Source organism: Kitasatospora sp. NPDC096204 (assembly GCF_044763205.1).
Lineage (GTDB): Bacteria > Actinomycetota > Actinomycetes > Streptomycetales > Streptomycetaceae > Kitasatospora.
This window is the reverse complement of the sequence record NZ_JBIWFT010000010.1, coordinates 137,172-164,049: the sequence shown is the minus strand read 5'-3', so window position 1 is coordinate 164,049 and position 26,878 is coordinate 137,172. Positions and strand designations below refer to the sequence as shown.

General features: G+C 75.2%; 24 protein-coding genes and 1 riboswitch. Of the genes, 11 read left to right on the top strand and 13 right to left on the bottom strand.

Going from position 1 to position 26,878, the window contains the following annotated elements:
- Positions 1-249: 249 nt before the first annotated feature.
- Positions 250-1,356 carry an alpha/beta hydrolase gene (locus ACIQ87_RS13660; RefSeq protein WP_402405701.1) on the bottom strand — a complete coding sequence of 369 codons (1,107 nt, stop codon included), beginning with the start codon at positions 1,354-1,356 and terminating at the stop codon, positions 250-252.
- A 367-nt stretch (positions 1,357-1,723) separates the two neighbouring features.
- Positions 1,724-1,857: riboswitch (cobalamin riboswitch) on the top strand.
- 107 nt (positions 1,858-1,964) lie between these two features.
- Between ACIQ87_RS13660 and ACIQ87_RS13655 the strand changes: the two genes are divergently transcribed.
- The 6 genes from ACIQ87_RS13655 (at position 1,965) to cpt (ending at position 9,355) form a co-directional block, all read left to right on the top strand.
- Positions 1,965-2,972, top strand: coding sequence for a cobalamin biosynthesis protein (locus ACIQ87_RS13655; RefSeq protein ID WP_402405699.1), 1,008 nt, complete (start codon positions 1,965-1,967; stop codon positions 2,970-2,972).
- Positions 2,969-4,483 carry a cobyric acid synthase gene (locus ACIQ87_RS13650; RefSeq protein ID WP_402405698.1) on the top strand — a complete coding sequence of 505 codons (1,515 nt, stop codon included), beginning with the start codon at positions 2,969-2,971 and terminating at the stop codon, positions 4,481-4,483. Before ACIQ87_RS13655 ends, ACIQ87_RS13650 begins: the two co-directional genes overlap by 4 nt.
- Positions 4,480-6,639, top strand: coding sequence for a putative cobaltochelatase (locus ACIQ87_RS13645; RefSeq protein ID WP_402405696.1), 2,160 nt, complete (start codon positions 4,480-4,482; stop codon positions 6,637-6,639). Before ACIQ87_RS13650 ends, ACIQ87_RS13645 begins: the two co-directional genes overlap by 4 nt.
- 6 nt (positions 6,640-6,645) lie before the next feature.
- The gene (cobO, locus tag ACIQ87_RS13640; protein WP_402405694.1) at positions 6,646-7,251 is read left to right on the top strand and encodes a cob(I)yrinic acid a,c-diamide adenosyltransferase; all 606 of its coding nucleotides are present in this window, start codon (positions 6,646-6,648) and stop codon (positions 7,249-7,251) included.
- 4 nt (positions 7,252-7,255) lie between these two features.
- Complete coding sequence (locus ACIQ87_RS13635) at positions 7,256-8,698, top strand: cobyrinate a,c-diamide synthase (protein ID WP_402405693.1); 1,443 nt, start codon at positions 7,256-7,258, stop codon at positions 8,696-8,698.
- A 72-nt stretch (positions 8,699-8,770) separates the two neighbouring features.
- Positions 8,771-9,355 carry a chloramphenicol phosphotransferase CPT gene (gene cpt / locus ACIQ87_RS13630; RefSeq protein WP_402405692.1) on the top strand — a complete coding sequence of 195 codons (585 nt, stop codon included), beginning with the start codon at positions 8,771-8,773 and terminating at the stop codon, positions 9,353-9,355.
- A gap of 9 nt (positions 9,356-9,364) precedes the next feature.
- Here the strand turns inward: cpt and ACIQ87_RS13625 are convergent, their stop codons facing one another.
- Positions 9,365-9,976: a TetR/AcrR family transcriptional regulator gene (locus tag ACIQ87_RS13625; RefSeq protein WP_402405691.1), complete on the bottom strand. Its 612-nt coding sequence runs from the start codon at positions 9,974-9,976 to the stop codon at positions 9,365-9,367.
- 118 nt (positions 9,977-10,094) lie between these two features.
- Here ACIQ87_RS13625 and ACIQ87_RS13620 point away from each other — a divergent pair, with 118 nt between their 5' ends.
- Complete coding sequence (locus ACIQ87_RS13620; protein WP_402405690.1) at positions 10,095-11,288, top strand: FAD-dependent monooxygenase; 1,194 nt, start codon at positions 10,095-10,097, stop codon at positions 11,286-11,288.
- A gap of 387 nt (positions 11,289-11,675) precedes the next feature.
- On the top strand, positions 11,676-12,344 hold the full coding sequence (locus tag ACIQ87_RS13615) for a class I SAM-dependent methyltransferase (RefSeq protein ID WP_402405688.1): 669 nt from the start codon (positions 11,676-11,678) through the stop codon (positions 12,342-12,344).
- 21 nt (positions 12,345-12,365) lie between these two features.
- Here the strand turns inward: ACIQ87_RS13615 and ACIQ87_RS13610 are convergent, their stop codons facing one another.
- Together ACIQ87_RS13610 and ACIQ87_RS13605 are read right to left on the bottom strand one after the other, a co-directional pair.
- The gene (locus ACIQ87_RS13610) at positions 12,366-12,818 is read right to left on the bottom strand and encodes a hypothetical protein (RefSeq protein ID WP_402405687.1); all 453 of its coding nucleotides are present in this window, start codon (positions 12,816-12,818) and stop codon (positions 12,366-12,368) included.
- A 150-nt stretch (positions 12,819-12,968) separates the two neighbouring features.
- Positions 12,969-13,478: a MarR family winged helix-turn-helix transcriptional regulator gene (locus tag ACIQ87_RS13605; RefSeq protein ID WP_402405685.1), complete on the bottom strand. Its 510-nt coding sequence runs from the start codon at positions 13,476-13,478 to the stop codon at positions 12,969-12,971.
- 160 nt (positions 13,479-13,638) lie between these two features.
- Here ACIQ87_RS13605 and ACIQ87_RS13600 point away from each other — a divergent pair, with 160 nt between their 5' ends.
- The gene (locus tag ACIQ87_RS13600) at positions 13,639-14,589 is read left to right on the top strand and encodes an EamA family transporter (protein WP_402405683.1); all 951 of its coding nucleotides are present in this window, start codon (positions 13,639-13,641) and stop codon (positions 14,587-14,589) included.
- A 119-nt stretch (positions 14,590-14,708) separates the two neighbouring features.
- Here ACIQ87_RS13600 and ACIQ87_RS13595 read toward each other — a convergent pair whose 3' ends face one another.
- From ACIQ87_RS13595 to ACIQ87_RS13580, 4 genes are all read right to left on the bottom strand, one after another.
- Positions 14,709-15,539 carry a hypothetical protein gene (locus ACIQ87_RS13595; protein ID WP_402405681.1) on the bottom strand — a complete coding sequence of 277 codons (831 nt, stop codon included), beginning with the start codon at positions 15,537-15,539 and terminating at the stop codon, positions 14,709-14,711.
- Between the two features lie 123 nt (positions 15,540-15,662).
- Complete coding sequence (locus ACIQ87_RS13590; RefSeq protein WP_402405679.1) at positions 15,663-16,694, bottom strand: TolB family protein; 1,032 nt, start codon at positions 16,692-16,694, stop codon at positions 15,663-15,665.
- On the bottom strand, positions 16,691-18,151 hold the full coding sequence (locus ACIQ87_RS13585) for an MFS transporter (RefSeq protein ID WP_402405677.1): 1,461 nt from the start codon (positions 18,149-18,151) through the stop codon (positions 16,691-16,693). The genes ACIQ87_RS13590 and ACIQ87_RS13585 overlap by 4 nt, the downstream gene beginning before the upstream one ends.
- Positions 18,152-18,156: 5 nt before the next feature.
- Entirely contained in the window at positions 18,157-19,098 is a 942-nt protein-coding gene (locus ACIQ87_RS13580) for an alkaline phosphatase family protein (RefSeq protein WP_402405675.1), read from the bottom strand.
- 280 nt (positions 19,099-19,378) lie between these two features.
- Here ACIQ87_RS13580 and ACIQ87_RS13575 point away from each other — a divergent pair, with 280 nt between their 5' ends.
- Together ACIQ87_RS13575 and cobC are read left to right on the top strand one after the other, a co-directional pair.
- A complete protein-coding gene (locus ACIQ87_RS13575) occupies positions 19,379-19,945 on the top strand; it encodes a cobalamin biosynthesis protein (RefSeq protein ID WP_402405673.1) in 567 nt (188 codons plus the stop codon).
- Positions 19,942-20,988, top strand: a complete 1,047-nt coding sequence (gene cobC, locus ACIQ87_RS13570; RefSeq protein ID WP_402405672.1) for an Rv2231c family pyridoxal phosphate-dependent protein CobC — start codon at positions 19,942-19,944, stop codon at positions 20,986-20,988. Before ACIQ87_RS13575 ends, cobC begins: the two co-directional genes overlap by 4 nt.
- Positions 20,989-21,043: 55 nt before the next feature.
- Here the strand turns inward: cobC and ACIQ87_RS13565 are convergent, their stop codons facing one another.
- The 5 genes from ACIQ87_RS13565 to ACIQ87_RS13545 all read right to left on the bottom strand — a co-directional run bounded on the left by ACIQ87_RS13565 (position 21,044) and on the right by ACIQ87_RS13545 (position 26,773).
- Positions 21,044-22,111, bottom strand: a complete 1,068-nt coding sequence (locus ACIQ87_RS13565; protein WP_402405670.1) for a cobalamin-independent methionine synthase II family protein — start codon at positions 22,109-22,111, stop codon at positions 21,044-21,046.
- A 96-nt stretch (positions 22,112-22,207) separates the two neighbouring features.
- Entirely contained in the window at positions 22,208-22,801 is a 594-nt protein-coding gene (locus ACIQ87_RS13560; protein WP_402405669.1) for a hypothetical protein, read from the bottom strand.
- Between the two features lie 188 nt (positions 22,802-22,989).
- Positions 22,990-24,087, bottom strand: coding sequence for an LLM class flavin-dependent oxidoreductase (locus ACIQ87_RS13555; RefSeq protein ID WP_402405667.1), 1,098 nt, complete (start codon positions 24,085-24,087; stop codon positions 22,990-22,992).
- 411 nt (positions 24,088-24,498) lie between these two features.
- Positions 24,499-25,521 (bottom strand): glutamine synthetase, encoded by a 1,023-nt coding sequence (glnII, locus tag ACIQ87_RS13550; RefSeq protein ID WP_402405665.1) that lies wholly within the window; start codon positions 25,519-25,521, stop codon positions 24,499-24,501.
- Between the two features lie 223 nt (positions 25,522-25,744).
- Positions 25,745-26,773 carry an SCO1860 family LAETG-anchored protein gene (locus ACIQ87_RS13545; RefSeq protein ID WP_402405664.1) on the bottom strand — a complete coding sequence of 343 codons (1,029 nt, stop codon included), beginning with the start codon at positions 26,771-26,773 and terminating at the stop codon, positions 25,745-25,747.
- Positions 26,774-26,878: the final 105 nt, after the last annotated feature.

Genomic DNA, 26,878 nt, shown 5'->3' with positions numbered 1-26,878 from the left:
CGCACGAGAAGTCGGGCCGGCCGACTTCTCGTGCGCGCTCGACGGAATGAGAGAAACGTTCATTCGTGGACGGGGGAAGACAAACGGAAAAACCGACGGGACCCGGCCGAAAGCGCCGGCGCGGTGAGAGGGGGGCTCACGCGGAACGGATCGAACGGCAGGACCCGCGCGGAAAGGCTCGCACGGAACGGCTCGCGCGGAAAGGCTCGCACGGAACGGCTCGCGCGGAACGGCTCGCGCGGAAGGCGGCTAGAGCAACGGAGTGAGCCAGCGCCGGAGGAGTTCGGTGTAGCGCTCGGGGGCGCTGTTCCAGAGGGTCGCGTGGTCGGCGCCGGGAAAGGCCTGGAGGCTGACCACGTCGCGGCGGGCGGCGGCCAGCTTCTCGGCGGTGCCGAAGGGGGCGATCCGGTCCTCGGGGCTGTGCAGGAGGAGGGTGGGCACCCGCAGGTCGGCGCCCTCGGCGATGCGGCCGAAGTCGGCGAGGTCGACGCCGGTCCGGCCTTCGGCGGCGAGGGCGCCGAGCTCCGCCGCGACGCCCGGGAAGCCGGAGCGGGCGGCGTCCCGGCGGGCGGACGCCGGGAGGTCGAGCACGGGCGAGTCGAGGACCAGGCCGCGGACGGCGTGCGACCAGGCGGAGTGGGCCGCCGTGTGGAGGACCATGGTCGCGCCGAGGGACCAGCCGTAGAGGATCACCTTGCCGGCGCCGCTGTCGAGCGCCAGCCGTACCGCCGCCTCGACGTCGCGCCACTCGGTCTCGCCGAAGTGGCTGAGCCCGTCCGGGGAGCCGGGGGCACCCCGGTCGCCGCGGTAGGTGACGGCGAGGGCGGGCAGGCCGAGCCGGTCGAGGACGGGGAGCACCGGAAGGGTCTGCCGGCGGTCGGCCCCGGGGCCGTGCACCAGGATCACCCAGGTGCCGCGCTTGCCGTCGAGCTGCCAGGCGGGAAGGGCGCCGAGCTCGCCGTCGACGGCGGTGTCGGCGAAGGCGAGGCCGAGCGCCTCGGTGGGGTCGCCGAGGTGGACCCGTGGGGTGAAGCGGACCTCGGTGCCGGAGGCGAGGGTGCCCCGGTCGGCGCGGACCAGCCGGCGGGTGACCTCCTGCTCGTCGCCGTGCAGGATCTCCTCGACGACCGCGTGCCCGCCGTCCGCCCACTCGACCGCCCAGCGGCCGGGGCGCAGGCTCCCGGGGCCGCGGGTGAAGGTGACCCGGCCGGGGGCGAGGCCGCGGACGACGACCGGAGCGGACTCCTGAACGGTGGTCACCGGACGGACCATCCGCTCGGAGGCCCGACGGCCGATCACCAGCACGGCGGCCCCGACCGCGGCGGCCGCCACGACGGCTGCGGTTCCCCAACGCATTTCGCTCCCCGCTCTCCTGCTCACGGACCGGACGGTGTTCGGGCACCAGTTCACCGGCGCCCCGCCCGCCCGGCCACCGGGCTGGGCCGTCCGGGTCACCCGGGCGGCGGGCCGGCCCTGCCGAGGAGCCGGCGGCCCCGCGCTGCCGAGGTGGCGCCGGAGACGGACGGTGAGGACGGTAAGGACGGCCGGCCCCGGGAGGGCGAAGGCAGCGGACGAGGGCAGCGGCAGACCCCGTCCTCGGCCCGCCGCGCCGACCGGCCCCACGGGGCGTCAGCGGCGTCCGCGTGTGACCAACCCCTCCGTGACCTCGGTTGACTCCCGGTTCGGGCCCGTGATGGGATCCTGGGGCCAAACGGAGGCATGGAGAGGAAGCCGGTGGAAGTCCGGCGCGGTCCCGCCACTGTCACCGGGGAGCACGCTCGGAACATCGCCACGGCGGGCCGTCGACGGCCGCTGGAAGGCTCCGAGGGTGCGTTCGACCCGGAAGCCAGGAGACTCTCGCCGCCGTCACGTCGATCCAGGGCGCGGACCCTGAGTGAGGACACGCACGCGATGCAGGCTGCCCCGCCCTGCCCGACCCCGAGCTGCCCTCCGCCGTGCGACCGATGACCCCGCCCGCGTCTTCCCCTTCCGCGCGCCCGCTGACCCGCGCCGCCGCGTTCGCGCTCGGCGCCGTCGCGGGCTACGCCGCCGACGCCCGCTTCGCCGACCCCCGCCGGGGCCACCCGGTGGCCGTCTTCGGCAGCGCCGCGACCCGGCTGGAGCGGCGGCTGTGGCGCGACGACCGCGCCGCCGGGGCCGGGTACACGGCGCTGTGCGTGGGCGCGGTCGCGGCGGGCGCGCTCGCCCTGGACCGTACGGTGGGCCGGCGCCCGCTGGGCCGGGCGGCGCTGGCGGCGGCCGCGACCTGGACGGTGCTCGGCGGCACCTCGCTGACCCGGGAGGCGCGCACCATCGGCCGTTCGCTGGCGGCGGGCGACCTCACGGCCGCCCGGGAACGGCTGCCGCACCTGTGCGGGCGGGATCCGAGCGCGCTGGACGGGGAGCAGATCGCCCGGGCGGTGGTCGAGTCGGTGGCGGAGAACACCGCCGACGCCGTGGTCAACGCGCTGACCTGGGGCGCCCTGGCCGGCACGCCCGGCCTGCTCGCCTTCCGCGCCGTGAACACCCTGGACGCCATGGTGGGCCACCGCTCGCCGCGCTACGCCCGGTTCGGCTGGGCCTCGGCCCGGCTGGACGACCTGGCGGGCTGGCCCGGCGCCCGGCTGACGGCGCTGCTGACGGTGGCCGCCGCGCCCGAGCCCCGGACGGCCTGGCGGGTCTGGCGGCGCGACGGCTCCGCGCACCCGAGCCCGAACGCGGGCCAGGCCGAGTCGGCGTTCGCCGGCGCGGTGGGCGTCCGGTTGGGCGGGGCGCTGCGGTACGGCGAGCGTGTGGAGAACCGGCCGGTACTGGGCGCGGAGCTCCGGCCGGTGACGGTGGACGACATCGAGCGGGCCTGCGCGCTCTCCCGGCGGGTGGGCGCGCTGGCGCTGGGTACGACGGTCGCGGGGCACGTCCTGCTGCGGGTGCTGCTGGAGCGGAAGTCGCCGAAGAGAAGGGGACGGGGATGAGCAACGCACTGCTGGTCGCGGGGACGACCTCGGACGCGGGCAAGAGCGTGGTGACGGCCGGGATCTGCCGTTGGCTCGCCCGCCAGGGCGTGCGGGTCGCGCCGTTCAAGGCGCAGAACATGTCACTGAACTCCTTCGTCACCTCCGACGGCGCCGAGATCGGCCGCGCCCAGGCGATGCAGGCGCAGGCCGCCCGGGTGGAGCCGGAGGCGGCGATGAACCCGGTGCTGCTCAAGCCGGGCGCGGACGGCCGCAGCCAGGTGGTGCTGCTCGGCAGACCGGTGGCCGAGGTGGGCGCGCTGGACTATCGCGAGCGCAAGCCCGTCCTGCTGGAGCGCTCCCTGGAGTGCCTGGCCGACCTGCGCCGCCGCTACGACGTGGTGGTCTGCGAGGGCGCGGGCTCGCCCGCCGAGATCAACCTGCGCGACCGTGACATCGCCAACATGGGCCTGGCCACGGCCGCCGCCCTGCCGGTGGTGGTGGTCGGGGACATCGACCGGGGCGGGGTCTTCGCGGCGATGTACGGGACGCTGGCGCTGCTGTCGGCGGAGGACCAGCGGCACGTGGCGGGCTGGTTCGTCAACAAGTTCCGCGGCGACGCGCGGCTGCTGGCGCCCGGGCTGGACATGCTGCGCGAGCTGACCGGCCGTCCGGTGCTGGGCACGCTGCCGATGCTGCCCGGGCTCTGGCTGGACGCCGAGGACTCGCTGGACCTGTCCACGGTGGTGGACCGGGCGGACGGGCCCGGGCCGCTCGGCGCGGACGTGCTGCGGGTGGCCGTGGTGCGCTTCCCCCGGCTGTCCAACTTCACCGACGTGGACGCGCTCGCGCAGGAGCCGGGCGTGCTGGTGCGCTGGGCGACCAGGCCGGAGGAGCTGGCCGACGCCGACCTGGTGGTGCTGCCCGGCACCCGGGCCACCGTCGCGGACCTCGCCTGGCTGCGCGAGCGCGGCCTGGAGCCGGCCCTGCGGGCGCGCGCGGCGGCCGGCCTGCCGGTCCTCGGGGTCTGCGGCGGCTACCAGATGCTGGCGCACTCGATCGTGGACGAGGTCGAGTCGAAGGCGGGCGCCGTCGAGGGCCTCGGGCTGCTGCCGACGCACGTGCGGTTCGGCGCCGAGAAGGTGCTGGCCCGCCCCGTCGGCGAGGCGTACGGGCAGCGGGTCGAGGGCTACGAGATCCACCACGGAGTGGTGACGGTCGAGGGCGGGGACGCCTTCCTGGACGGCTGCCGGGTGGGCGCGGTCTGGGGCACGACCTGGCACGGCGCGCTGGAGAACGACGGATTCCGTCGCGAACTCCTGTGCGAAGTCGCCGAGTTGTCCGGGCGGGCGTTCGTCCCGGCGCCGGACACCTCCTTCGCCGCGGCGCGCGAGGCCCGGCTGGACCGGCTGGGCGACCTGATCGAGGAGCACGCGGACACCGACGCGCTGTGGAAGCTGATCGAGGGCGGGGTGCCGGCGGCCGGATCGCTGCCGTTCCTCCCGCCCGGGGCCCCTGGGAGTGACGCATGACCGACGTCCGCTATCCGTTCACCGCGATCGTCGGCATGGCCGACCTGCGGCTCGGGCTGCTGCTGAACGCGGTCTCCCCGGCCGTGGGCGGCGTGCTGGTGCGCGGCGAGAAGGGCACCGCGAAGTCGACGATGGTGCGCGCGCTGGCCGGCCTGCTGCCGTCCATCGCCACCGTGGACGACTGCCGCTTCGCCTGCGACCCGGCCGCACCCGACCCGCAGTGCCCGGACGGGCCGCACGCCGTCCCGTCCGCGTCCGAACACCCCGCCCAGCTGGTCGAGTTGCCGGTCGGCGTGACCGAGGACCGGATCGTCGGCTCACTGGACCTGGAGCGGGCGCTGGCCGAGGGCGTCAAGGCGTACGAGCCCGGACTGCTCGCCAGGGCGCACCGCGGCGTGCTGTACATCGACGAGGTGAACCTGCTCCAGGACCACGTGGTGGACCTGCTGCTGGACGCCGCCGCGATGGGGCGCTCGTACGTCGAGCGCGAGGGCGTGTCGGTGCGGCACGCGGCCCGGTTCCTGCTGGTCGGCACCATGAACCCGGAGGAGGGCGAGCTGCGGCCGCAGCTGCTCGACCGGTTCGGCCTGACCGTCGAGATCGCCGCCACCCGGGACCCGGTCGAGCGCGCCGAGGTGGTCCGCCGCCGGCTGGCGTACGACGCGGACCCGGCCGGCTTCGCCGCGCGGTTCGCCGGAGAGGAACGGGCGCTCGCCGAACGCATCACCACCGCACGGGAGTTGCTGCCCGCCGTCGAGCTTACCGATGTGGCTCTGCGTCAGATCACCGCCGTGTGCGCCGCGTTCGAGGTGGACGGGCTGCGCGCGGACATCGTGATGGCCCGCACCGCCGTCGCGCTGGCCGCCTGGGACGGGCGCACCGAGGTGCTGGAGGAGGACGTCCGACGGGCCGCCCGGCTGGCGCTGCCGCACCGGCGCCGTCGCAACCCCTTCGACGCGCCGGGACTGGACGAGGAGCAGCTGGACCGCACGCTGGAGGAGCACGCCCAGGACGATCCGGAGCCCGAGGGCGACGGGCCCGGCCCGGACGGCGACGGCGGGCCGGACGGGGGGCCGCAGGACGACGGCCCCGACGGCGGACCCGACGGCGGTGGCCCTGACGGCGGTGGCGCACCCGAGCCGTCCGACGGCGGCTCCGAGGCGCCCGCTCCCGAAGCTCCCGCACCCGAGGCTCCCGCCGCCGAGGGTGCCGACGCGCCCACGCAGCCGCCCATACCGGCCCAACACCCGGCCCCCGCACGGGAGTCGGCGCCGGTCGCGGCCGGGGACCCGTTCCGGACCAGGCTGTTCACCGTCAAGGGCACCGGGCACGGCGCCCAGGGCCGCCGCTCCCCCGCCGAGACCACCGGCGGGCACACCATCCGCGCCCGCCGCCCGCAGGGCGCGCTCGCCCGGCTGCACCTGACCGCGACCCTCCAGGCCGCCGCGCCGCACCAGGCGACGCGCGGGCGCAGCGGGCGGGCGCTGCTGCTGCGCAAGGACGACTTCCGCGAACAGGTGCGCCAGGGACGGGAGTCCAACCTGGTGCTGTTCGTGGTGGACGCCTCCGGCTCGATGGCCGCCCGGCAGCGGATGACCGCCGTCAAGGGCGCGGTGCTGTCGCTGCTGATGGACGCCTACCAGCGCCGCGACAAGATCGGCATGATCACCTTCCGGGGCGCGGACGCCGAGTTGGCGCTGCCGCCCACCTCCTCGGTGGAGGTCGGCGCGGCCCGGCTGGAGTCGCTGCCCACCGGCGGGCGGACCCCGCTGGCCGCCGGCCTGCTGCGGGCGCACGAGGTGCTGCGGGTGGAGCGGCTGCGCGACCCGAACCGGCGCCCGCTGCTGGTCGTGGTGACCGACGGCCGGGCCACCGGCGGGCGGGACGCGCTGGCGCAGTCCCAGCGCGCGGCCGCGCTGTTCGCGGCGCAGGGTACGGCGAGCGTGGTGCTGGACTGCGAGTCCGGCCCGGTCCGCCTGGGCCTGGCCCGCACCCTGGCCGGACTGCTCGGCGGCACCGCCGTCAGCCTGGACGAGCTGCGCCCCGAGGGCGTCGCCTCGCTCGTCCGCGAGAACCGCTCCACGAACCGCTCCACGAACCACTCCGCGAACCGCTCCGCGAACCGCGCGACCACCACGATGCGAAAGGCGGCCTGAGCCGACATGCCCAAGGGTGTCCCCGAGAGCGTCCCCGACGACGGCCTGACGACGCGTCAGCGCCGCACGCAGCCGATCACCGCCGTGCACACCGGCCCGGGCAAGGGCAAGTCCACAGCCGCTTTCGGCATGGCCCTGCGGGCCTGGAACCAGGGCTGGTCGGTCGGGGTGTTCCAGTTCGTGAAGTCCGCCAAGTGGAAGGTCGGCGAGGAGAACGCGCTGCGCGTGCTCGGCGCCTCCGGCGAGGGCGGCACCGTCGACTGGCACAAGATGGGCTCCGGCTGGTCCTGGATCCAGCGCTCCGCCGAGCAGGAGATGTCCAGCGAGGAGGCGGCCAAGGAGGGTTGGGAGCAGGTCAAGCGCGACCTCGCGGCCGAGACCTACCGCTTCTACGTGCTGGACGAGTTCACCTACCCGATGCACTGGGGGTGGATCGACCCGGACGAGGTGGTGTCCGTGCTGGAGAACCGCCCGGGCAGCCAGCACGTCGTCATCACCGGCCGGTACGCGCCCGAGGCGCTGACCGGATTCGCCGACCTGGTCACCGAGATGACCAAGGTCAAGCACCCCATGGACGCCGGCCGCAAGGGCCAGCGCGGCATCGAGTGGTAGACCGTTGAACACCGCCCCCGGCACCGCCCCCCGCCTCGCCCCCCGCACCGTTCCCCGCACCGTTCCCCGCCTCGTGGTCGCCGCGCCCTCCTCGGGCGCCGGCAAGACCACCGTCGCCACCGGCCTGATCGCGGCGCTCGCCGCGCGCGGGCTGGCGGTGTCGCCGCACAAGGTCGGCCCCGACTACATCGACCCGGGCTACCACGCGCTCGCTGCCGGACGCCCCGGCCGCAACCTGGACGCCTTCATGTGCGGGCCGGAGCGGATCGCGCCGCTGTTCCTGCACGGCGCGGCGGGGGCGGACGTCGCGGTGGTCGAGGGGGTCATGGGCCTGTTCGACGGGGCCTCCGGGCGCGGTGAGCTGGCGTCGACGGCACACGTCGCCAAGCTGCTGCGGGCGCCGGTGGTGCTGGTGGTCGACGGCTCCTCGCAGTCCCGCTCGGTGGCCGCGCTGGTGCACGGCTTCGCCTCCTGGGACCCGCAGGTGCGGCTCGCCGGGGTGATCCTCAACCGGGTCGCCTCCGACCGGCACGAGCAACTCCTGCGCGAGGCGCTGGAGGAGGGCTCCGGCGTACCGGTGCTGGGCGCGCTGCGTCGCTCGGCGGCGGTTGCCACGCCGTCCCGCCACCTCGGGCTGATCCCGGCGGTGGAGCGCTCGGCCGAGGCCCTGAAGGCGGTTGCCGACATGGGCGAACTGGTGGCCTCCTCGGTCGACTTGGACGCCCTGCTCGAACTCGCCCGGACGGCACCGGACTTGGACGTCGAGCCGTGGGATCCGTCGGCCGAGGTCGTCCCGGTGGCCGGCCGGCCGCGGATCGCGGTGGCGGGCGGCGCGGCCTTCTCCTTCTCGTACGCCGAGAACGCCGAACTGCTCGGCGCGGCGGGCGCGGAGGTGGTTCCGTTCGACCCGCTGCACGCCTCGGCCCTGCCCGAGGGGACGGCCGGTCTGGTGATCGGCGGCGGCTTCCCCGAGCTGTACGTCCGCGAGCTGAGCGGCAACGCCCCGCTGCGCGGCGCCATCGCCGCGTTCGCCGCCGCGGGCGGGCCGATCGCCGCCGAGTGCGCCGGACTGCTCTACCTGGGGCGGGAGTTGGACGGCCTGCCGATGTGCGGCGTACTGGCCGCCGACGCCCGGATGACCGAACGGCTCACCCTCGGCTACCGGGAGGCGGTCGCCCTGCACGACTCCCCCCTCGCCCCGGCCGGCACCCGAGTGCGCGGCCACGAGTTCCACCGCACCGTCTGCGAGCCCGGCGCGGGCGAACTCCCCGCCTGGGGCTGGCGCCTGCCGACCGGCCCCCGCACCGAGGGCTTCGCCGGCGGCAACGTGCACGCCTCCTACCTGCACCTGCACTGGGCGGGCGCACCGGCACTGGCGTCCTCCTTCACGACCGCGGCGGCGGCCTTCGCGGCGGGGACCGCTACGGCGGGGACCTCCGCACCGTAGACCTCCGGCGCGGGTGCGACCCCCGGCGGATAACGCCGCGACATCGCGCGGCGTCCGGCCTAGGCTTCGCGCATGCATGTGATCGTCCTCAACGGCGGCTCCAGTTCCGGCAAGTCGAGCATCGCGCGGTGTCTGCAGGAGCTGCTGCCGGAACCCTGGCTGCACCTCGGAACGGACACCATGGTCGAGGCGCTGCCACCCTCGCTGCACAGCGGCGGCGAGGGGATCGGCGGGCTGGAGGACGGGGACGGGACGGTCGAGGTCGGGCCGGCGTTCGCCGCGCTGGACGCCGCCTGGACGGTCGGGGTGGCGGCGATGGCCCGGGCCGGGGCCCGGATCGTGGTGGACGAGGTGTTCCTCGGCGGCGCGGCTTCGCAGGCCCGCTGGCGGGCGGCGCTGGAGGGCCTGGACGTGCTCTGGGTCGGGGTGCGCTGCGATCCCGCGGTGGCCGCGCGGCGGGAGGCCGCACGGGGCGACCGGGTGGCCGGGATGGCCGCCGCGCAGGCGGAGGCGGTGCACCGGGGGGTCGCGTACGACCTGGTGGTGGACAGCTCGCAAGCGGCCGCGGCGGACTGTGCCCGGGCCGTGGCGGCACGGGTGACGGCCGGCGGCCCGTCGGACGCGCCGACGGACGGGCGGGCCGGCACCCCCGCGTAGGGCCACGGGCTACTCCCGGTCGAGCAGCGCCGCGAGGTAGGACTCCACCTCGTCGCGCAGTTCCTCCGGCGAAGGGACGTGCCAGTGCCCGCTGCCCGCCGTGGCGTTGAACAGGACGCCGTCGCACCAGCGGATCAGGCGCCGGGCGTCCGCCGCCGGGTCGGCCGAGCCGCTCCGGGCGAGCAGCGCGGCGGCGATGTCGGCGAAGCGCCCGCCCAGCCGGTCGTAGACGGCGCGCAGTTCGGGCCGCCGGGTGGCCTCCAGGGCGAGTTCCAGGCGGGCCAGGGTGAGCCGGCGGCCGGTGGTGAGCGCCCGGTGCAGCAGGTCGGCGCCGACCCGGACGAGGAGGTCCCGCGCGGAGGCGGGGGTGAGCGACGCCGCCGCGGGGGGCTCCACGGTGAGGACCGGGTGGTCCTCGGTCTCCCGCTCGACGATCCGGGTGAGCACGAGTTCCAGCAGGGCGGCCCTGGTCCGGGCGAGGTTGGAGGTCGAGCCGGGGGGCAGTCCGGCCTCCTCGTCCACGGCGCGGTGGGTCAGCCCGCGCAGGCCGCGTTCGGCGACCAGGGTGATGGCGGCGTCGGCGATCAGGGTGGGGCGCGGGGGCGTCATGGGTCCGATCATGGCCTCTCCTCTCGGACGATCCCAAACCACTACATCAGTAGTTTCCAGTGGACTACATCTGTAGTACGGTGCTGGCAGACGCACACTACGGACGTAGTGCGAGGAGAGGAGCCCTTCCATGGGCAGCCCACAGAGCAGTCGGCAGGCGATCGTCATCGGCGGCGGCATCGGCGGTCTCGCCGCAGCCCTCGCCCTCCACCGCCGGGGCGTCCCGGTCCGCGTCCACGAGCGCGCCGACTCCCTCGAACCCGTCGGCGCCGGGCTCGCCCTGGCCCCCAACGCCCTGCGCTCCCTCGACCGGCTCGGTGTCGGCGAGCGCCTGCGCTCCCTCGCCACCCCGCACCCCGCCATCGGGCTGCGCCACCCCTCCGGCCGCTGGCTGGCCCGCACCAGCACCACGGTGTTCGAGGCCTACTTCGGCGACACCATCGCCGCCGTCGCCCGCGCCGACGTCATCGACGCCCTGGTCGACGCGCTCCCGGAGGGCACCGTCCGCACCGGCTCGCCCGCCACCCTCGTCACCCCCGGCGGCCCCACCGAGCCCGCCGTCGTCCGCACCACCGACGGCGAGGAGACGGCCGACCTGGTCGTCGCCGCCGACGGCATCCGCTCCGCGACCCGGAGCCTGCTCTTCCCCCGACACCCCGGCCCCCGCTACAGCGGCTTCACCACCTGGCGCGCCGTCGTCACCCCCGACCGCCGCCCGGCCGCCGCCGGCGAGGTGTGGGGCCGCGGGTGCCTCGCCGGGATCGTCCCGCTCGCCGACGGGCGGGTCTACGTCTACGGCGCCGCCCTCGCCCCGGCCGGCGAACGGGCCGCCGACGGGGACGAGCGGGCCGAACTCCTGCGCCGGTTCGGCGACTGGTGCGCCCCGGTGCCGCAGCTGTTCACGCTGGCCGAGCCCGAGCGCGTCCTGCGCCACGACGTCTGGGACCTCGCCGACCCGCTGCCCGCCCACCACCACGGCCGGGTCGCCCTCCTCGGCGACGCCGCCCACGCGATGTGCCCCTTCCAGGGCCAGGGCGCCTGCCAGGCCATCGAGGACGCCGTCGTCCTCGCCTCCCTGCTCACCCCCGGCACCGACCCGGCCGCCGCCCTGCCCGCCTACACCGCCGCCCGGCTCCCCCGCACCACCGCCGTGGTGGCCGGCTCCCGCCGCATCGGCGACCTCGTCGCCCTCCGCTCCCCCGCCGCCACCGGCCTGCGCACCGCCGCCCTCACCCTCGCCGGCCTCCTCCCCGCCCGCGCCCTGCTGAGCCGCTCGGCCCCGACGTACGGCTGGCAGCCGCCGGCCCTGGGCGAGACGGCGTGAGGGGCCTGCCCCCGCAGCTGAAGAACGCGCACACCGCGGGGGCGTCGGCGTCGAGGCCGGGTTCGGAGCCTACGCGTCGGTGTCCTTCGGGCACCGGGGCGAGGCGTGGACGAGATGGACGGTGCGGGCCGCCTCGTCCACGACGTACCGCACCCGGCCGCCGGCGGTCACCTCGTACGCCCACTGGGGCAGCTCACGGCTCGACCACCTCGCCGTGATCGTCGCCGGGCAGGGGCCCGGTGAGCTCGGCCGACAGGTGCCAGGTCCGGGGAAAGACCGCGGGAGGCGCGGCAGCGCGGTTGGACGGTCGTTCGGAACACATTCCGAAGTCAATCGCGATGGGTCGCCAGGCCGCGTGTGTCGGCGGGGGTTGCGATGATGCGTGCCATGGGTGACTCCGGCCGACGGGCCATTGCCGAGTACTGGGACGCGGCCGCCGCGGCCTTCGACCAGGAGCCCGACCACGGGTTGCGGGCGGAGCCGGTGCGGGCGGCGTGGGTGCGACGGGTGCGGGGGTGGGTGCCGGGTGCGGCGGCGGACGTGCTGGACGTCGGGTGCGGCACCGGGTCGCTGTCGCTGCTGCTCGCGGCGGACGGGCACCGGGTCACGGGGGTGGACCTGGCGCCGCGGATGGTCGGACGGGCCAGGGCGAAGCTGGTCGCCGCGGGGCTGACGGCGCGTTTCCTGGTGGGCGACGCGGGCGCTCCGCCGCTCCGGGACGGAAGCTTCGACGTGCTGCTGTCGCGCCACCTGCTCTGGACGCTCCCCGAGCCCGAGCGGGCGTTGCGCGCCTGGGTCCGGCTGCTGCGGCCCGGCGGCCGACTGGTCCTGGTCGAGGGTCGCTGGCGCGAGGCCGGGCGGGCCGCCGACGCCCCTCCGCCGTACCCGGCCGATGCGGGGCGGCTGCCGTGGGGCGGCGGGGTCGAGGCGGAGGAACTCGCCGCGGCCGTCCGGCCGTTGGTGTCCGAGCTGCGGGTCGAGCCGCTCGGCGGGGAGGCCGAGCTGTGGGGCGGCCCGGTGGACGACGAGCGGTACGCGCTGGTCGCGCGCCGTTGAGGGGCCTGCGGGGCGTCCGCGTCAGGCGCGCCCGCCGAAGGTGCCGTTGAGCGGGTCAAACCGGTGGCAGGCGGCGCAGCGCAGCCGGGTGTAGATCGCCACCGCGCCCATGAAGACGTCCTCGCGACCGTCGGCCGGGGACGCGGAGGAGGCCGGCTCCCCGCAGTCCAGGCAGACGCGGCGCGGCCGGGCGGCGATCGAGCAGGCGCGGCAGACCAGGTGGGTCGGGTGTTCCGCGTGGACGACGACGGGCTGCGGGCCGCCGTACAGCAGGTGGTCGCACCACGTGCAGGACTCGTCCCGCTGCGACGCCAGCATTCGGGCCCGGGTCTCCTGCTGCCACTTCGCGGCCTCCTGCACCGGCACCCTGACCGGCGGCCCCCACCCGGAGGCGGTGAGCCACTGGGCGCCCTCGGCCCCGGCGGCCCGCAGCTGATCGTCGACGGCGATGTCCCTGGGGGTCTTCTTCTTCATCGGGGCCTCTCCTCCGGTGGGCTTCCGCAGGGGATAACGCGGCCGGGACGCGCCTGGACACGCCGCCCCGAGCCCGACGGCCCGGCCCGACCCGAACGGCCCGACCCGAACGGCCCGAGCCGAACGGCCCGAGCCGGCCGGCCGCCCGGTTCAGAGGAGCGGCTCGGTGTCCCCGTGGGCGATGAGGAGCTTGCGCAGCAGGGCGTCGAGCCGGGTGCGCTCCTCCGCGTCGAGGGCGGAGAGGATGCGCTCCTCGTTGTCGACGTGGCCGGCCAGGGCACCGTCGATCAGTTCCTTGCCCGCCGGGGTGAGGCGGACCAGGACGGCGCGACGGTCGGTCGGGCAGGGGTTGCGTTCGACCAGACCCTTGGCGGACAGCCGGTCGACCCGGTTGGTGATGGCGCCGGAGGTGACCATCGCGGACTTGAGCAGCGCGCGGGCGTTGAGCTCGTACGGCTCGCCGGAGCGGCGCAGGGTGGCCAGCACGTCGAACTCGGAGGAGTCCAGGCCGCAGACGGTGAAGTACTCGCGCAGGGCGTTGTCGACCCGGACGTTGAGCCGTCGCAGCCGGCCGATCAGGGCCATCGGCCCGGCGTCCAGGTCGGGGCGGGCCCGGGCCCACTGCTCGACGATGTCGTCCACGGTGTCGCGCTGCTGCATGTCCGCCGCCCTCCTGGAGCCCGTCTGTCCGCGACCGCTCGAGGCCGTCCGGATCCGTCCGTCCAACCCGGATATCTTAACATTCACATACTTGACGTTCACCGATTCCGGGCGTAGAAAGTATCTCAACGTTCAGATAATCAACGTTCAGGGGGAAGTCATGGCCGTCATGGACCGCAAGCGCGCTGGGATCGCCGTCACCGCCGCCCTCGCCCCGGCCGCGTGGGGCACCACCTACCTCGTCACGACCCAGCTGCTGCCCGAGGGCCGCCCGTTGCTGCTCGCCGCGCTCCGCGCGCTCCCGGCCGGGCTGCTCCTGCTGCTGATCGGCCGTCGACTTCCCAAGGGGCGCTGGTGGGGGCGCGCGGCCGTACTCGGGATGCTCAACATCGGGCTGTTCTTCCCGCTGATGTTCGTCGGCGCCTACCGCCTGCCCGGCGGCGTCGCCGCCACCATCGGGGCGATCCAGCCGCTGCTCGTCGCCGGGTTCTCGATCGGCGTGTTGCGGGTGCGGCCCGGGCGGCGGGCGGTGTTCGCCGGACTGGTCGGGGTCGGCGGAGTGGCCCTGCTGGTGCTCAAGAGCGGCGCCCGGCTGGACGGCGTCGGGATCGCCGCGATGGTCGCCGGGATCTCGCTGATGGCCATGGGCACCGTCCTGACCCGCCGCTGGGGCCGCCCCGAGGGCGCCACCCTGCTCGACCTCACCGCCTGGCAGCTCCTGGCCGGCTCGGTCTTCCTCGTCCCGCTCGCCGCCCTGGTCGAGGGCGCGCCGCCCGCGCTGAGCGCCGCCAACCTGGCCGGCTTCGCCTACCTCGGCCTGTTCGGCACCGCGCTCGGCTACGTCCTCTGGTTCCGCGGCATCGAGCACCTCGGCGCCGGCCCGGCCTCCTTCCTCGGCCTGATCAACCCGGTCGTCGCCACCCTCGGCGGCCTCCTCGTCCTCGGCCAGACCCTCACCCCCTGGCAGCTCCTCGGCCTCCTCCTCGCCCTCGCCGCCATGCTCATCGGTCAGGCCCCCGCCCGCCGCACGCCGGCCTCGACCCCCACTCCCGCTCCCACCGCGGCGCCTCTTGCCCCCGCACCCCACCCCACACCGGCCACCACCCGCTGACCACGCCACCACATGCCTGCGCCCCTCCGGGTCCGTCCCGGCGGGGCGCAGGCATGTGCGGCGACCGGCCGCCCGGACGACGGGCCGCCCGGACGACGGCTCCCGGGCCCGGGCGGGGGTCAGCCGGTGGCGCGGATGTAGATGTCGGCGGCGCCGGGCTGGCCGCCGGGGATGGTGGCGACGTAGATGCGGCGGGCGGTGGGCGTGTGGGTGGGGACGGCGGTGGGACTGGGGCTGGGGGTAGGGGTCCAGGTCGGGGTGGGGGCCGGGATCGGGGCCGGGTCGTCGGGGGTGGGCTCGTCGGGGGCCGGGGCGACGGCCGGAGCCGGGGCCGGGTCGGCGGCGGGGTCCGCGGGGGCGGCGAGAGGGTCCGCCCGGTTTCCCGCGGTGCCGGCGGTGCCGCCCGGACCGCCCGGGTCGGCCTCCGGCGACAGGCCCTCGGTGGAAGCGGAGGCGGAGGCGGAGGCGGACGGCGTGGCGGCGGGCAGCAGCGGGGAGGCGGGGAGTTCCGGGGCCTCGGCCGGTTCGTCGCCGCCGAGGGCGGCGACCAGGTCGGCCGGGAGCCGCGAGGCCGGGCCGGGTGAGGGGAGGTCGTAGGCGCTGAGGAAGTCGCCGAGGCCGGGGGCCCTGCCGCCGCCGAGGCGGTAGTGCAGGTAGGCGACCGGGGCGCCGTCGGAGGTGTGGGTGTAGACGGCGCCGACCGGGACGTAGAAGCGGCCGACCCCGGGGTGCTGGGACGGGTGGAGGCCGGCCAGGCGTTCGGCGCGGTCGCGGTCGGTCTCGCGGCCGGCGCTGCCGGCGGTGAGCGCGTTGACGCCGCGCACCACGAGGGCGGCGGCGACGGACACGCAGAGCACCAGCCCGACGGCGACGGTGCGCCGCAGGACCGGGCGCCCGTGCAGGGCGGGCCAGGAGTCGGTCACCATGCGCTCGGGTGGGATGCCGTCCACGGTTGTCTCGCTCCCCCGTTCGATCAGAACGCTCGATCAGGACGTCTGATCAGGGCATTCGTTCAATATGCCCGATCAGGGACGTCACTCTCTGCTCGACGTGGGACCGTAGCCGAGAGTTCCTCAGCCCAGGTAGGCGGGGGCGACCGCGGCCTTGGTGACCGGCTGCGCGCTGCCCGAACCGTCCGCCGGGACGGTCCACAGATCGGCACCGTAGTCGCCGGGCAGCGCGTAGACCAGAGTGCCGTCGCCGGACCAGAGCGCCTGGTCGTCGATGTTGCGCTGCTCGGCGGTGGCGGTCTCGGTCATGGTGGCGAGGTCGAGCACGTACAGCCGCCACGGGGAGTCGGCGGGCAGGCCGGGGACGCGCTTCTTGTACGCGACGCGGGTGCCGTCCGGGGAGAGCGACGGGCACTCGACGTTGTCGTGCAGGGCGGTGAGGGTGCGGGCGGCGAGGTCGCCGCGGACGAGGTGGGTCCGCCCGGCGCTGGCGAGGGTGGCGTAGAAGGTGTTGTCGTCGGCGAAGGTGACGCCCCAGATGTTGACGTCGTGCGCCTGGTACGGGTGGCCGTCCAGGACGACGGCGAAGTCCTCCAGGTTCTCCCGCAGGCTCCAGTCCCGGACGTCCACGATCGAGGTGCGGGTGGAGAAGTCGCTGCCCGCGTACGAGTCGCCGCTGACGAAGACCGTCCAGGCGGCGAGGTGCCCGGACGGCGAGACCCGGGAGCGGGTGGGGATGCCGGCCGCCGGGAACGAGCGGAGCTCGCGCAGGTGGTCGTCCAGGACGACGGCGCGGTAGCTGTCCTCCAGCGCGCCGCGCTGTGCCTGGAGGCAGATGCCGGTGCCGGCTGCGGCGTGGAAGCGCAGGCACTGGACTCCGGAGGCGGTGCGCGGTCCGTCCGGGTGGTCGGCGGCGACGGTGGTGATCTCGTCCCGGTGCGGGCCCCAGGCCATGTTGCGGAACAACAGCCGTCGTCCGCCGCTCTGCACCTGTAGTGACACCGGCCCCGACTCGACGGACGGCCCGCCGGGCTGGGCCTGGTCCCGGCGGGCGGTGCGGCCGGCGGCGTTCAGGACGGCCCCGGTGCCGACCGCGCCGAGCAGGACGACGGCGACCAGCAGGATGATCACCCTGGTCCGGTTCCGCAGGTTCATCGGGTCTCCTCCTGGGTCGTCTCCGACTGCTTCGCGGCGACGGCGGGCTCGGGCCGCCCGCCGACGGATCCGGGCCCGCCGCCGAGCGGTCCGGACGGGCCGGGGCCCACCGGTCCCGACGGGCCCGGCTCCACGGCGCCGGACGGGCGCAGCACCGCCGCCGCGCCGAGCACGCACAGTGCCAGCGCCCCCGCCGACCAGCCCAGCGCGGCCGGGCCGCCGACGGCGCCCCACAGCGCGCCGAACAGCAGCGAGCAGGCGAACCGGGCCAGCGCCTGCCCGGTGCCGACCAGGGCGAGCCCGGCGCCGCGCTGCTCGGCGGGTACCGCGTCGGCGGCCGCGGCGGCGAGCACGCCGTCGGTGGCCGCGTAGAAGACGCCGTGCAGCACCAGCACGCAGAGCACCACCGGCAGCCCGCGCAGCGGCGAGAGCAGCAGTCCGTACGCGAGCAGCAGCACCCCGTGCCCGGCCAGGAAGAGCCGGTGGCGGCCGATCCGGTCGGCGAGCGCCCCGAGCGGGACGGCGAGCACCAGGAAGGCAGCGGCGGTGCCCAGCGGCAGCAGCGGGAACAGGGAGACGGGCAGGTCGAGGCGGCGCTGGACGAGCAGGTAGAGGAAGGAGTCGCTGACGGTGGTGAGGCCGAGCAGGACGGCGCAGAACGTCAGCCTGCGCAGCCCCGGCAGCCGCAGCAGGGCGAGGCCGGCGCGCAGCGAGGGCGCCGAAGTCGACAAGTCGTCACCCCGCTGCCGGTTCGGCACGAACAGCAACAGGATCAGCACGCCGAGCGCGGCGACGCACGAACTGACGGTGAACACCGCGTCGTAGCCGTGCCGTTCCCCGCCGTCGGCGAGCAGCGGCCCGCCGGCCAGCCGCAGCACCAGGAAGGCGGTGAGCGGGCCGAGCAGGGCGCCGGCCGTGTCCATCGCCCGGTGCACGCCGAACGCCCGGCCGCGGTGGGCGGGTTCGGTGGCGAGCGAGATCATCGCGTCCCGCGGCGCGGTGCGCAGACCCTTGCCGGTGCGGTCGACGGCGATCACGGCGCCGATCAGCGGCACGGTGTGGACGAACAGCAGCAGGGGCCGGCACAGCGCGGACAGCCCGTACCCGACGGCGGCGACGGCCTTGTGGCGGGCGGCGCCGTCGCGGCCGCGGCGGTCGGAGAGGTGGCCGCCGACCAGCCGGACGAGGGCGCTGAAGCCGTTCTGGATCCCGTCGAGCAGGCCGAAGCCGAGCGGGGAGAGGCCGAGGCCGGTGAGCAGGTAGAGGGGGAGGACGGCGGTGACCATCTCGGAGGAGATGTCGGTGACCAGGCTGACCGTGCCGAGGGCGATGACCGCCCCGGGCACGGTGCGCGGGCCGGCGCCCCGCCGCACCGGGCCGGCGGCCGGGGAGGCAGCGGCGGCCGGCGAGGCCGGCCCGACGGGGGCCTTCGAGCTGCGGGAGTCCGCGACGTACACGGGCGTCAGTTCCAGATTCCGGTGATGTCGGCGGCGCCGGCGGAGTTGCCCGCGTGGGCGTTGACCCCGGCCAGGTCCTCCAGGGTGTGCAGCACGTCGTAGTGGTTGTAGGTGGTGGCGGTGCTGCTGCCGGGTACGACGTGGGCGCCGTAGAGCAGGGTCGGGATGCGGTTGCCGGACAGCTTGTTGTCCTCGTCGAAGGTGAGCAGCAGCAGGCTGTTGTGGCTCTTCGCCCACTGCGCGTACCCGTCGAGGTTGGCCTGGAGCCAGGAGTCGCCGGTGCCGACGGAGCAGTCGTGCATGTCGTCGCAGAGGTCCGGGACGACGAAGGAGACCTTCGGCAGGGTGCTGTAGTCGCTCGGGAAGGCGTCCATGCCGTACGCGCTGGAGGTGGGCACGTTGCCGAAGCCGAACCACGGGTTGTGCTTCTGGGCGTAGTTGCCGCTGCCGCAGTCGGTGGCGCCGGGGGCGGGCAGGCCCTCGTTGTAGCTGGCCCAGCTCTGGCCGGCGCCGATCAGTTCGGAGGCGAGGTTGGGCTCCTGCAGGGCGCCGACGTCCACGCAGCCGTCGTCCACGACGCCCTGGGAGCTGCCGGAGAACAGCATGTAGTAGTTGGGCTGGCTGGGGTGGGTGAGCGCGTAGGAGCTGGTCAGCGTCGCGCCGCCGGCCACCAGGGTGCTGTTGATGTACGGGGCCTTGGAGCTGCCGATCACCTGCGTGTAGGCGTGGTTCTCCAGCACGACGACGACCACGTGGTCCGGCGCGGGCAGCCCGGCGGCGGCGTCGGCGGCCGCGCTGCCGCCGGCGGCCCACAGGCCGAGCGAGCCGGTGACCAGGCCGAGGCCGGCGGCCAGCGCGGTGAGCGGGCGGCGGCGGAGGGGGCGCGGGAGGGCGCCGGGGACGCCGGGGGCGGGGGTTCCGGGGGTGCGCAGTCGTGCGAAGGCCATGGGGTCCTCCGGAGGTCGGGTCTTCCCGGGCGGGAGCGCCGAGAACAGTACGAGCGCCGCAGTGTCGTGTACCCCACAACGCAGGTGAAGAACAGACGAACAGCTGCCGCGCGGCGGCCCCGGGCGGACCGGCGACGCCGGGCATGGCGTCGGGCACAGCGCCGGGCACAGCGTCGGGCGCAGCGCCGGGCCCGGCGTCCGATGTCACACCCGCCACGATTGACCCGTTCCGGCCGGGCGTGGTGGGATCACCGGAGTTCGGGACGAAGGGGTGCGGCACGTGAGCGGACTGGTCGCCGTCGTCCCGCGCACCCTGGTGGCCGGGATCGGCGCGAGCAGCGGCGCCGAGCGGACCGAGGTGCTGCGACTGCTGACGGACACCCTCCGGGAGGCCGGGCTGGACCGCTCCGCGGTGGCCCGGCTGGCGACCGTGACGGGCAGGGCGGACCACCCGGCGGTGCGTTGGGCGGCCGACCGCCTCGGCGGGGTGCCGGTGGACGAGCACCCGCCCGAGGCCCTGGCGGGCGTGCCGGTGCCGAACCCCTCCGCCACGGTCGGTACGGCCGTCGGCACCGCGAGCGTGGCCGAGGCGGCGGCGCTGGCGAGCGCTCCGGGCGGCCGGCTCCTGGTCACCAAGCGGAAGTCGGCGCGGGCCACGGTCGCGATCGCCCTGGCCGCGGCACCGGACGGGCCCGCCTCGCCGGTCGCGCGGGTCGCGCCGTCCGTCACGCCGCCCGCCGCACCACCCGCCACACCGCCGGGCCCGTACGAGCCCCACGCCACACCACCCCGCACTACGAGCCCCGCCCGCACCACCCGCACCACCCCGCAAGGAGACCCCACGTGACCGCCCCCGAACCCGACCTGCGCCACCACGGCGACGCCGAGGTGCGCGCCGACGGGCTCGGCCTGGTCGACCTCGCCGTCAACGTCCGCACCGGCACTCCCCCGGTCTGGCTGCGCGAGCACCTCGCGGCCACCCTCGGCGACCTCGCCGCCTACCCCGACCAGAGCAGCGCGCGCGCCGCGGTGGCCGCCCGGCACGCCCGCCCGGTCGAGGAGGTGCTGCTCACCGCGGGGGCCGCGGAAGCCTTCGTCCTGCTGGCCAGAACTCTGACGTCTCGTCACGTCGTCGTGGTCCACCCGCAGTTCACCGAGCCGGAGGCGGCGCTGCGGGACGCCGGACACCGGGTGCACCGGGTGCTGCTCTCCCCCGAGGACGGTTTCCGGCTGGGCGCGGTCCCCGAGGAGGCGGACCTGGTCGTCCTCGGCAACCCGACCAACCCGACCTCCGTACTGCACCCCGCCGAGGCCGTCGCCGCGCTGGCCCGACCGGGGCGCACCCTGGTGGTGGACGAGGCGTTCATGGACACCGTCCCGGGCGAGCGGGAGTCCCTCGCCTCCGCCCGGGGCCTGCCCGGCCGGGTCGTCGTGCTGCGCAGCCTCACCAAGACCTGGGGCCTGGCCGGACTGCGGATCGGCTACGTGCTCGGGCCCGCACCACTGATCGCCGACCTCGCCGCCGCCCAGCCGCTCTGGCCGGTGTCCACCCCGGCGCTGGCCGCCGCCGAGGTGTGCAGCGGCCCGGCGGCGCTCGCCGAGGCGGAGCAGGCGGCGGCCGAACTGGCGCTCCGGCGCGACCACTTGGTGAAGGGCTTGGCCGCCTTCCGCTCGGTGCGGCTGTACGGCGAACCGGCCGCCTCCTTCGTCCTGGTGCGACTGCCGGAGGCGGCCGCCGTCCGGCAGCGGCTGCGCGAGCACGGTTTCGCCGTCCGGCGCGGGGACACCTTCCCGGGGCTGGGCGAGGAGTGGCTGCGGATCGCCGTCCGGGACGAGGCGACCACCGACCGCTTCCTCGACGCCCTTGAGGCCGTGCTCCGTTCGGCCTGACCGCCGGAGGGGCCCGGCCGGCCGCCCAGCCCGGCGAACGGCCGAACAGGAACCCCTACCCGAGCCCGAGCGCCTCCGCCGCCAGGGCGGTGCCCCGCACCCGCGCCGCGATCTTGGCGAAGGCGGTCTCACGCGCGGTGGAGGTGTCGTCGGCGAACGGCGAGAACCCGCAGTCGTCGGTGGTGCCGAGCTGGTCGACCGGGATGTGCCGGGCCGCGGCCAGCACGCGGTCGCGCACCTCCTCCGGGGTCTCCACCCTGGGGTCGATCGGGTCGGTCACCCCGACGAACACCCGGATCCCGGGGCGGAGTTGCTCCGCGATGACGGCGAGAACGCGGTCGGGATCGGCCTCGCTCGCCAGCTGTACGTAGAAGTTGCCGACCTTCAGCCGGAAGAGCTTCGGCAGCAGCTCGGCGTAGTCGACGTCCAGGCTGTGGGTGGAGTCCTGGTCCCCGCCCGGGCAGGTGTGCACGCCGAGACGGGCCCGCTCCTCCTCGGTGAACCGGTCGAGCACCCGGTTGTTGAGGTCCACGAAGTCGCCCAGCAGACCGCCCGACGGGTCCAGCTTGAGCGACAACCTCCCCTCGGTGAAGTCGAGTTGGACGACGTGGGCGCCCGCGTCCAGGCAGCCGCGGATGTCGGCCTCGGCCTCGTCGGCCAGGTCCTTCAGGAAGTCCTCGCGCGAGTACCCGTCGATGCCGTCGGCCGGGTAGAGCAGGCTGAGCGCCGAGGGCGCGATGACGGCCTGCTTGACGGGCTGCGAGGTGTGGCGGAGGGCCTCGCGCAGGTAGCTCTCGGCGCGGACCCGGTACCGGAACGGCCCGGCGGTCAGCCGCGGCAGCTGCCGGGTGTGCCCGTCGGCGAAGGGGATGACGGCGCCGTCCCCGTCGAGGGCGGTCAGCCCGGCGAGGGGGTACGTGACGAAGCTGGGCTTCGCCTGCTCGCCGTCCACCAGGACGGGGCAGCCGAGGTCCGCGAGCCTGGCCAGGGTGTCGGCGGTGGCCTCGTCCTGCAGCTTCTTCAGGTCGGCGTCGGACAGGCGCCCTTCGGCGTGCTCGGTCAGGGCGTTCAGCAGGGTGTTCGGCCGCGGGATGCTGCCGATGGGCTCCGTGAGAATGGTCATGATGGGACGTTAGAAAGCGCGGTGCGACGTGCACAACGGGGCGCACGGCGCACACCACCGGCTCGTTCACGCCCCGCGCGCCCCATCCCCCGTGGTTCACGCCCCCGGAACAGCGCGACCCTCAGCCCACTCCCGCAGCCTGGCGAAGTCGTCGGCCAACAGGCCGATCCGGGGGTTGACGTGCAGGGCGAGCGCCGGTCCCGGATGGTGGACGGCGATCCACTCCTCGTCCCGCGGGCCGAGTTCGTCGTCCACCCAGACGAACGGGCGCCCGGCGGCCCAGGCGACCACGTCCCTGGTCTTCCAGTGCAGCCCGTCCGAGTTCGTGCCGAACAGATCGGACCAGCGGATGAACGGGAGTTCGGGCAGGCCGATGTGCGGGCCTATGTGGGTGTTCGCCTCGCCCATCCACCCGGTGGCCCACACCAGTTCGTACGGCAGCGCCAGCAGCTCCTCGCCGTGCGAGGGGTTGAGCCACACCCGCAGCGGCTTGACCCGGACGGCCGGCGGCTTGGCGTGCTTGGCGCGCGTCGCCTGCCGGGCCTGGACCGCCGCCAGGTGCTCCTGCTTCGCCACCCACCAGGAGGGGCGCAGGCGGTGGGTGGCGTAGCCCTCGGGCCTCCGCTTCGGCGCGGCGTAGGGGTTGAGCGGTCCGTCCACGTCGAGGAGGAGCAGGGGCTGCTGGGTCATGCCATGAATTCTCGATCCGGCAGGGGCGCTTGACCAGCGGTTTGCCGGTCACGATCGGGTTCCCGCACCACGAGTCACGGACGGAGCGAGAGGTCCCAGGTGGCCCCGGAGATCACGAGCGGACCCGGAGGCCCCGGGTGGCCCCGGAGATCGCGGGCGGACCCGGAGGCCCCGGGTGGCCCCGGAGATCACGGACGGTCCCAGAGCTTGCGGGCGGCGAGCAGCGGGAGCACGCCCTCGCCGAACCAGTACGCCTCCTCCAGGTGCGGCATCCCGCTCAGCACGAACTCGTCGATGCCCAGGCCGTGGTACTCGCAGATCAGGTCCGCGACCTCGCGGTGGCTGCCCACCAGCGCCGTCCCCGCGCCGCCGCGCAGCAGCCCGATGCCGGCCCACAGGCCGGGGTACACCTCCAGCCGCTGGGCCGAGCCGCCGTGCAGCGCGAGCATCCGCCGCTGTCCCTCCGACTCGCTCTCGGCGAGCGCCCGTTGGGTCTCCCGCACCCGGCGCGGGTCCATGGCGGCGAGCAGCCGTTCGGTCTCCGCCCAGGCCTGTGCGGCGGTGTCCCGGGTGATCACGTGCAGCCGGATGCCGAACCGTACGGTCCGGCCGTGGGCGGCGGCCAGTTCGCGGACCCAGCGGATCTTCTCGCGGACCTGGGCGGGCGGTTCGCCCCAGGTCAGGTAGACGTCCGCGGACCGGGCCGCGACCTCGCCGGCGGCCGGGGAGGACCCGCCGAAGTACACCGCCGGCACCGGGTCCGGCAACCGAGTCAGCCTCGCCCCCTCGACCCGCAGGTGGGGGCCGTGGTGGTCGACCGTCTCCCCCGCCCAGAGCCGCCGGGTGACGTCCAGGAACTCCCCGGTCCTGGCGTACCGGGCGTCCTTGTCCAGGAAGTCCCCGTAGGCGCGCTGCTCGGCGGACTCCCCGCCGGTCACCACGTTGAGCAACAGCCGCCCGCCGGTGTGCCGTTGGTAGGTCGCGGCCATCTGCGCGGCCAGCGTCGGGCTGATCTGCCCGGGCCGGAACGCCACCAGGTACTTCAGCCGCTCGGTCACCTGGCTCAGCATCGCGGTGGTCAGCCAGGCGTCCTCGCACCAGGCCCCGGTCGGCGTCAGCACCCCCTCGAAGCCCAACTGCTCGGCGCTGCGGGCGATCTGACCGAGGTAGCCGATGCTCGGCGGCCGGTCCGACCCGGCCGCGCCGGGCGTGGAGCCGTGCCCGCCGCCGACGATCAGCCGACTGTCGCCGTTGGTGGGGAGGAACCAGTGGAAGGTGAGAGCCATGGACGGACACACTCCTGGGGCCGGTACTGCCTGAGGTCGGTTGACGGAACCCACCGACCACGACACCCGTCCGCCCACACCCGCCCCAGATCCACGTGCAGCCTGCGCACGAGGAGGGGCCGGTCCGAAGCAGTCACGGCCCGATTCTCCGCGAACTCCCCCGCCCGATCAAGGCCCGCCGTCCGCCCCGGACACCACCGCCCACTCAAGGCCCGCCGTCCGCCCCGGACACCACCGCCCACTCAAGGCCCACCGTCCGCCCCGGACACCACCGCCCACTCAAGGCCCACCGTCCGCCCCGGACACCACCGCCCCCGAGGGCCACGCACGCGACGGAACGCCCGCAGGCCCCCTCCTGCACCGGGAGGGGGCCTGCGGGGCGTGGTACGGGGCCCGGGTGGGGCGGGTGGATCAGATCTGGCCGGCCTTCTCCAGCGCCTCGCAGCAGGTGTTGATCAGGAGGCGGGTGACGACGTAGGGGTCGACGTTGGCGTTCGGGCGACGGTCCTCGATGTAGCCCTTCTTGTCCACCTCGACCTGCCACGGGATGCGCACCGAGGCGCCGCGGTCGGAGACGCCGTAGCTGTAGACGTTCCACGGGGCGGTCTCGTGCTTGCCGGTGAGGCGGGACTGGATGTCGTCACCGTACTGGCTGACGTGCTCCAGCACCTTCTCCTGGGAGGCGCCGAGCGACTCGCAGGCGGTGATGATGGCGTCGTAGCCCTCGCGCATCGCCTTGGTGGAGAAGTTGGTGTGGGCACCCGCGCCGTTCCAGTCACCGCGGGCCGGCTTGGCGTCCAGGGTGGCGTCGATGCCGAACTCCTCGGCGGTGCGGTAGAGCAGGTAACGGGCGATCCACATGTCGTCCGAGACGGTCAGCGCGTCGACCGGGCCGATCTGGAACTCCCACTGGCCGGGCATGACCTCGGCGTTGATGCCGCAGATGGCCAGGCCGGCGTCGATGCAGCGGTCCAGGTGCAGCTCGACGATCTCGCGGCCGAAGACCTCCTCGGCGCCGACGCCGCAGTAGTAGCCGCCCTGCGGGGCCGGGTAGCCGCCCTCCGGGAAGCCGAGCGGGCGGGAGCCCTTGAAGAAGGTGTACTCCTGCTCGATGCCGAAGATCGACTCCTGCGCGGCGTACTTCTCGGCGACCTCGCGCAGCAGGGCGCGGGTGTTGGAGACGTGCGGGGTGCCGTCCGTCTCCCGGACCTCGCAGAGGACCAGGATGTGGTCGCCGCCGCGGATCGGGTCCGGCGTCACGCGCACCGGGTCCAGCACGCGGTCCGAGGCGTGGCCCTCGGCCTGGCTGGTCGAGGAACCGTCGAAGCCCCAGGTGGGGATCTTGTCGGCGTTGGGCAGGACGCGAGTCTTGGAACGGAGCTTCGCGGTCGGCTTGGTGCCGTCGATCCAGATGTACTCGGCCTTGATTGCCACGTCGGGTCCCTCGCATTGCTGGGTGGTGGGTGCCCGCGTAGCGTTGCAAGCCGCCGTTTCCCGGTTGTTCCTCTCGTGTAACGCGCATGTGAACCAACCGTCCGCATTGACACCGTCACGGTGCGGGAGTGCCGCGGGCGGCACTCCCGCCGTTCCGGGTGCCGTCGGTGACGGCACCTACGTGGTCAGTGACGACGGATGCGGTTGCGGGCGGCCGCCGCGGTCAGTGACGGCGGGCGTGCGCGGCGCGGCGGCGCCGGGTGGCCCACAGCGCGGCCACCCCGCCCGCGACCAGGGCGGCGGCCCCTGCGGCGAGCGGGCCGGTGGCGCTGCTGCCGCCGGTGGAGGCCAGCCTCTCCGCCTTCTCCGGCGTCTCCACCCCGGCCTGCGGGACGGCGGTGCGGGAGGCGGTGGTGTCGGCGACCGGCTGGGCGGCGGGCGTGCCGGTGGACGCGGCGCCGCCGGTGGCCTGGCCGGACGGGACGGCCGGAGTGGACGGAGTGGCCTGGCCGGCCGCCGGCGCGGAGGGCTTCTCGCAGCTCACCGAGGCGACGGTGATCTTCCCGGTGACCTTGGCGACGTTCAGGTTGAGCGGGTTCACCTCCACCTGCACCTCCAGCGCGGAGGCGGCGGCGGTGGTCGTCGTCACGGTCTTCTTGGAGAACTCCACCGAGACGCTGCCGATCAGCGGCACGTCCACCTTGGTCGGCCCGTAGAGGCCGACGGTGACCGGCTTGCCGAGCACGCTGAGCTTGACCGGTGCGACCACGTCGGCGGTGGGCTGCCCGTCCACCGGACAGGTCGCCTCGGCGCTCATCGCCTCCAGGCCGAGCAGCGTGGTGGCGGGCAGGCCGGGGGCGTGCACGTCGGCGTTGACCAGCTTGACGGAGGCGGTGGCGCCCTTGGCGTCGACCCTGGTCACCGACTTGCCGATGTCGGCCTTGACCAGCTCGACCGGGCCGGTCTGGTCGACCCCGGCCACGGTGGCCGTCAGGACCGACCCTCCCCCAGCCTCCGGCTGGGGGGACCCCCCTCGCTGGGCCGGCGACTCCACCTTGTTCAGCGCGATGTTCACCGGGACGTCCAGGGCCTTGTTCAACAGGCTGACGTCCAGGTCGAGTTCGGCGGTGACGGCGCGCGCCTTGCCGGGTGACGGGGCGGGCTCGGCCGCCTGGACGGGCCCGGCGGTGAGCAGCGTGCTCGCCACCACGGCGGTGGCCGCGGCGGCGGAAACGATTCGGCGAGAAGACATGGCGGTACCCCCACACAGATGAAACGATGAGCCGCCAGTCTTCTCGAACAATCCGTCACATGAGTAACACAGAACGTCATTTCACTCGTTGGAGTGAGATTGGCG

Bases quoted from the DNA above. Each gene is read 5' to 3' on its own strand.
- ACIQ87_RS13560 (WP_402405669.1), bottom strand. From the start codon at position 22,801: ATGACCCAGCAGCCCCTGCTCCTCCTCGACGTGGACGGACCGCTCAAC.
- ACIQ87_RS13555 (WP_402405667.1), bottom strand. From the start codon at position 24,087: ATGGCTCTCACCTTCCACTGGTTCCTCCCCACCAACGGCGACAGTCGG.
- ACIQ87_RS13625 (WP_402405691.1), bottom strand. From the start codon at position 9,976: ATGATCGGACCCATGACGCCCCCGCGCCCCACCCTGATCGCCGACGCC.
- ACIQ87_RS13610 (WP_402405687.1), bottom strand. From the start codon at position 12,818: ATGAAGAAGAAGACCCCCAGGGACATCGCCGTCGACGATCAGCTGCGG.
- ACIQ87_RS13645 (WP_402405696.1), top strand. From the start codon at position 4,480: ATGACCGACGTCCGCTATCCGTTCACCGCGATCGTCGGCATGGCCGAC.
- ACIQ87_RS13565 (WP_402405670.1), bottom strand. From the start codon at position 22,111: ATGACCATTCTCACGGAGCCCATCGGCAGCATCCCGCGGCCGAACACC.
- cobO (WP_402405694.1), top strand. From the start codon at position 6,646: ATGCCCAAGGGTGTCCCCGAGAGCGTCCCCGACGACGGCCTGACGACG.
- ACIQ87_RS13580 (WP_402405675.1), bottom strand. From the start codon at position 19,098: ATGGCCTTCGCACGACTGCGCACCCCCGGAACCCCCGCCCCCGGCGTC.
- ACIQ87_RS13605 (WP_402405685.1), bottom strand. From the start codon at position 13,478: ATGCAGCAGCGCGACACCGTGGACGACATCGTCGAGCAGTGGGCCCGG.
- ACIQ87_RS13615 (WP_402405688.1), top strand. From the start codon at position 11,676: ATGGGTGACTCCGGCCGACGGGCCATTGCCGAGTACTGGGACGCGGCC.
- ACIQ87_RS13590 (WP_402405679.1), bottom strand. From the start codon at position 16,694: ATGAACCTGCGGAACCGGACCAGGGTGATCATCCTGCTGGTCGCCGTC.
- ACIQ87_RS13600 (WP_402405683.1), top strand. From the start codon at position 13,639: ATGGCCGTCATGGACCGCAAGCGCGCTGGGATCGCCGTCACCGCCGCC.
- ACIQ87_RS13545 (WP_402405664.1), bottom strand. From the start codon at position 26,773: ATGTCTTCTCGCCGAATCGTTTCCGCCGCCGCGGCCACCGCCGTGGTG.
- cpt (WP_402405692.1), top strand. From the start codon at position 8,771: ATGCATGTGATCGTCCTCAACGGCGGCTCCAGTTCCGGCAAGTCGAGC.
- ACIQ87_RS13660 (WP_402405701.1), bottom strand. From the start codon at position 1,356: ATGCGTTGGGGAACCGCAGCCGTCGTGGCGGCCGCCGCGGTCGGGGCC.
- ACIQ87_RS13650 (WP_402405698.1), top strand. From the start codon at position 2,969: ATGAGCAACGCACTGCTGGTCGCGGGGACGACCTCGGACGCGGGCAAG.
- ACIQ87_RS13620 (WP_402405690.1), top strand. From the start codon at position 10,095: ATGGGCAGCCCACAGAGCAGTCGGCAGGCGATCGTCATCGGCGGCGGC.
- ACIQ87_RS13655 (WP_402405699.1), top strand. From the start codon at position 1,965: ATGACCCCGCCCGCGTCTTCCCCTTCCGCGCGCCCGCTGACCCGCGCC.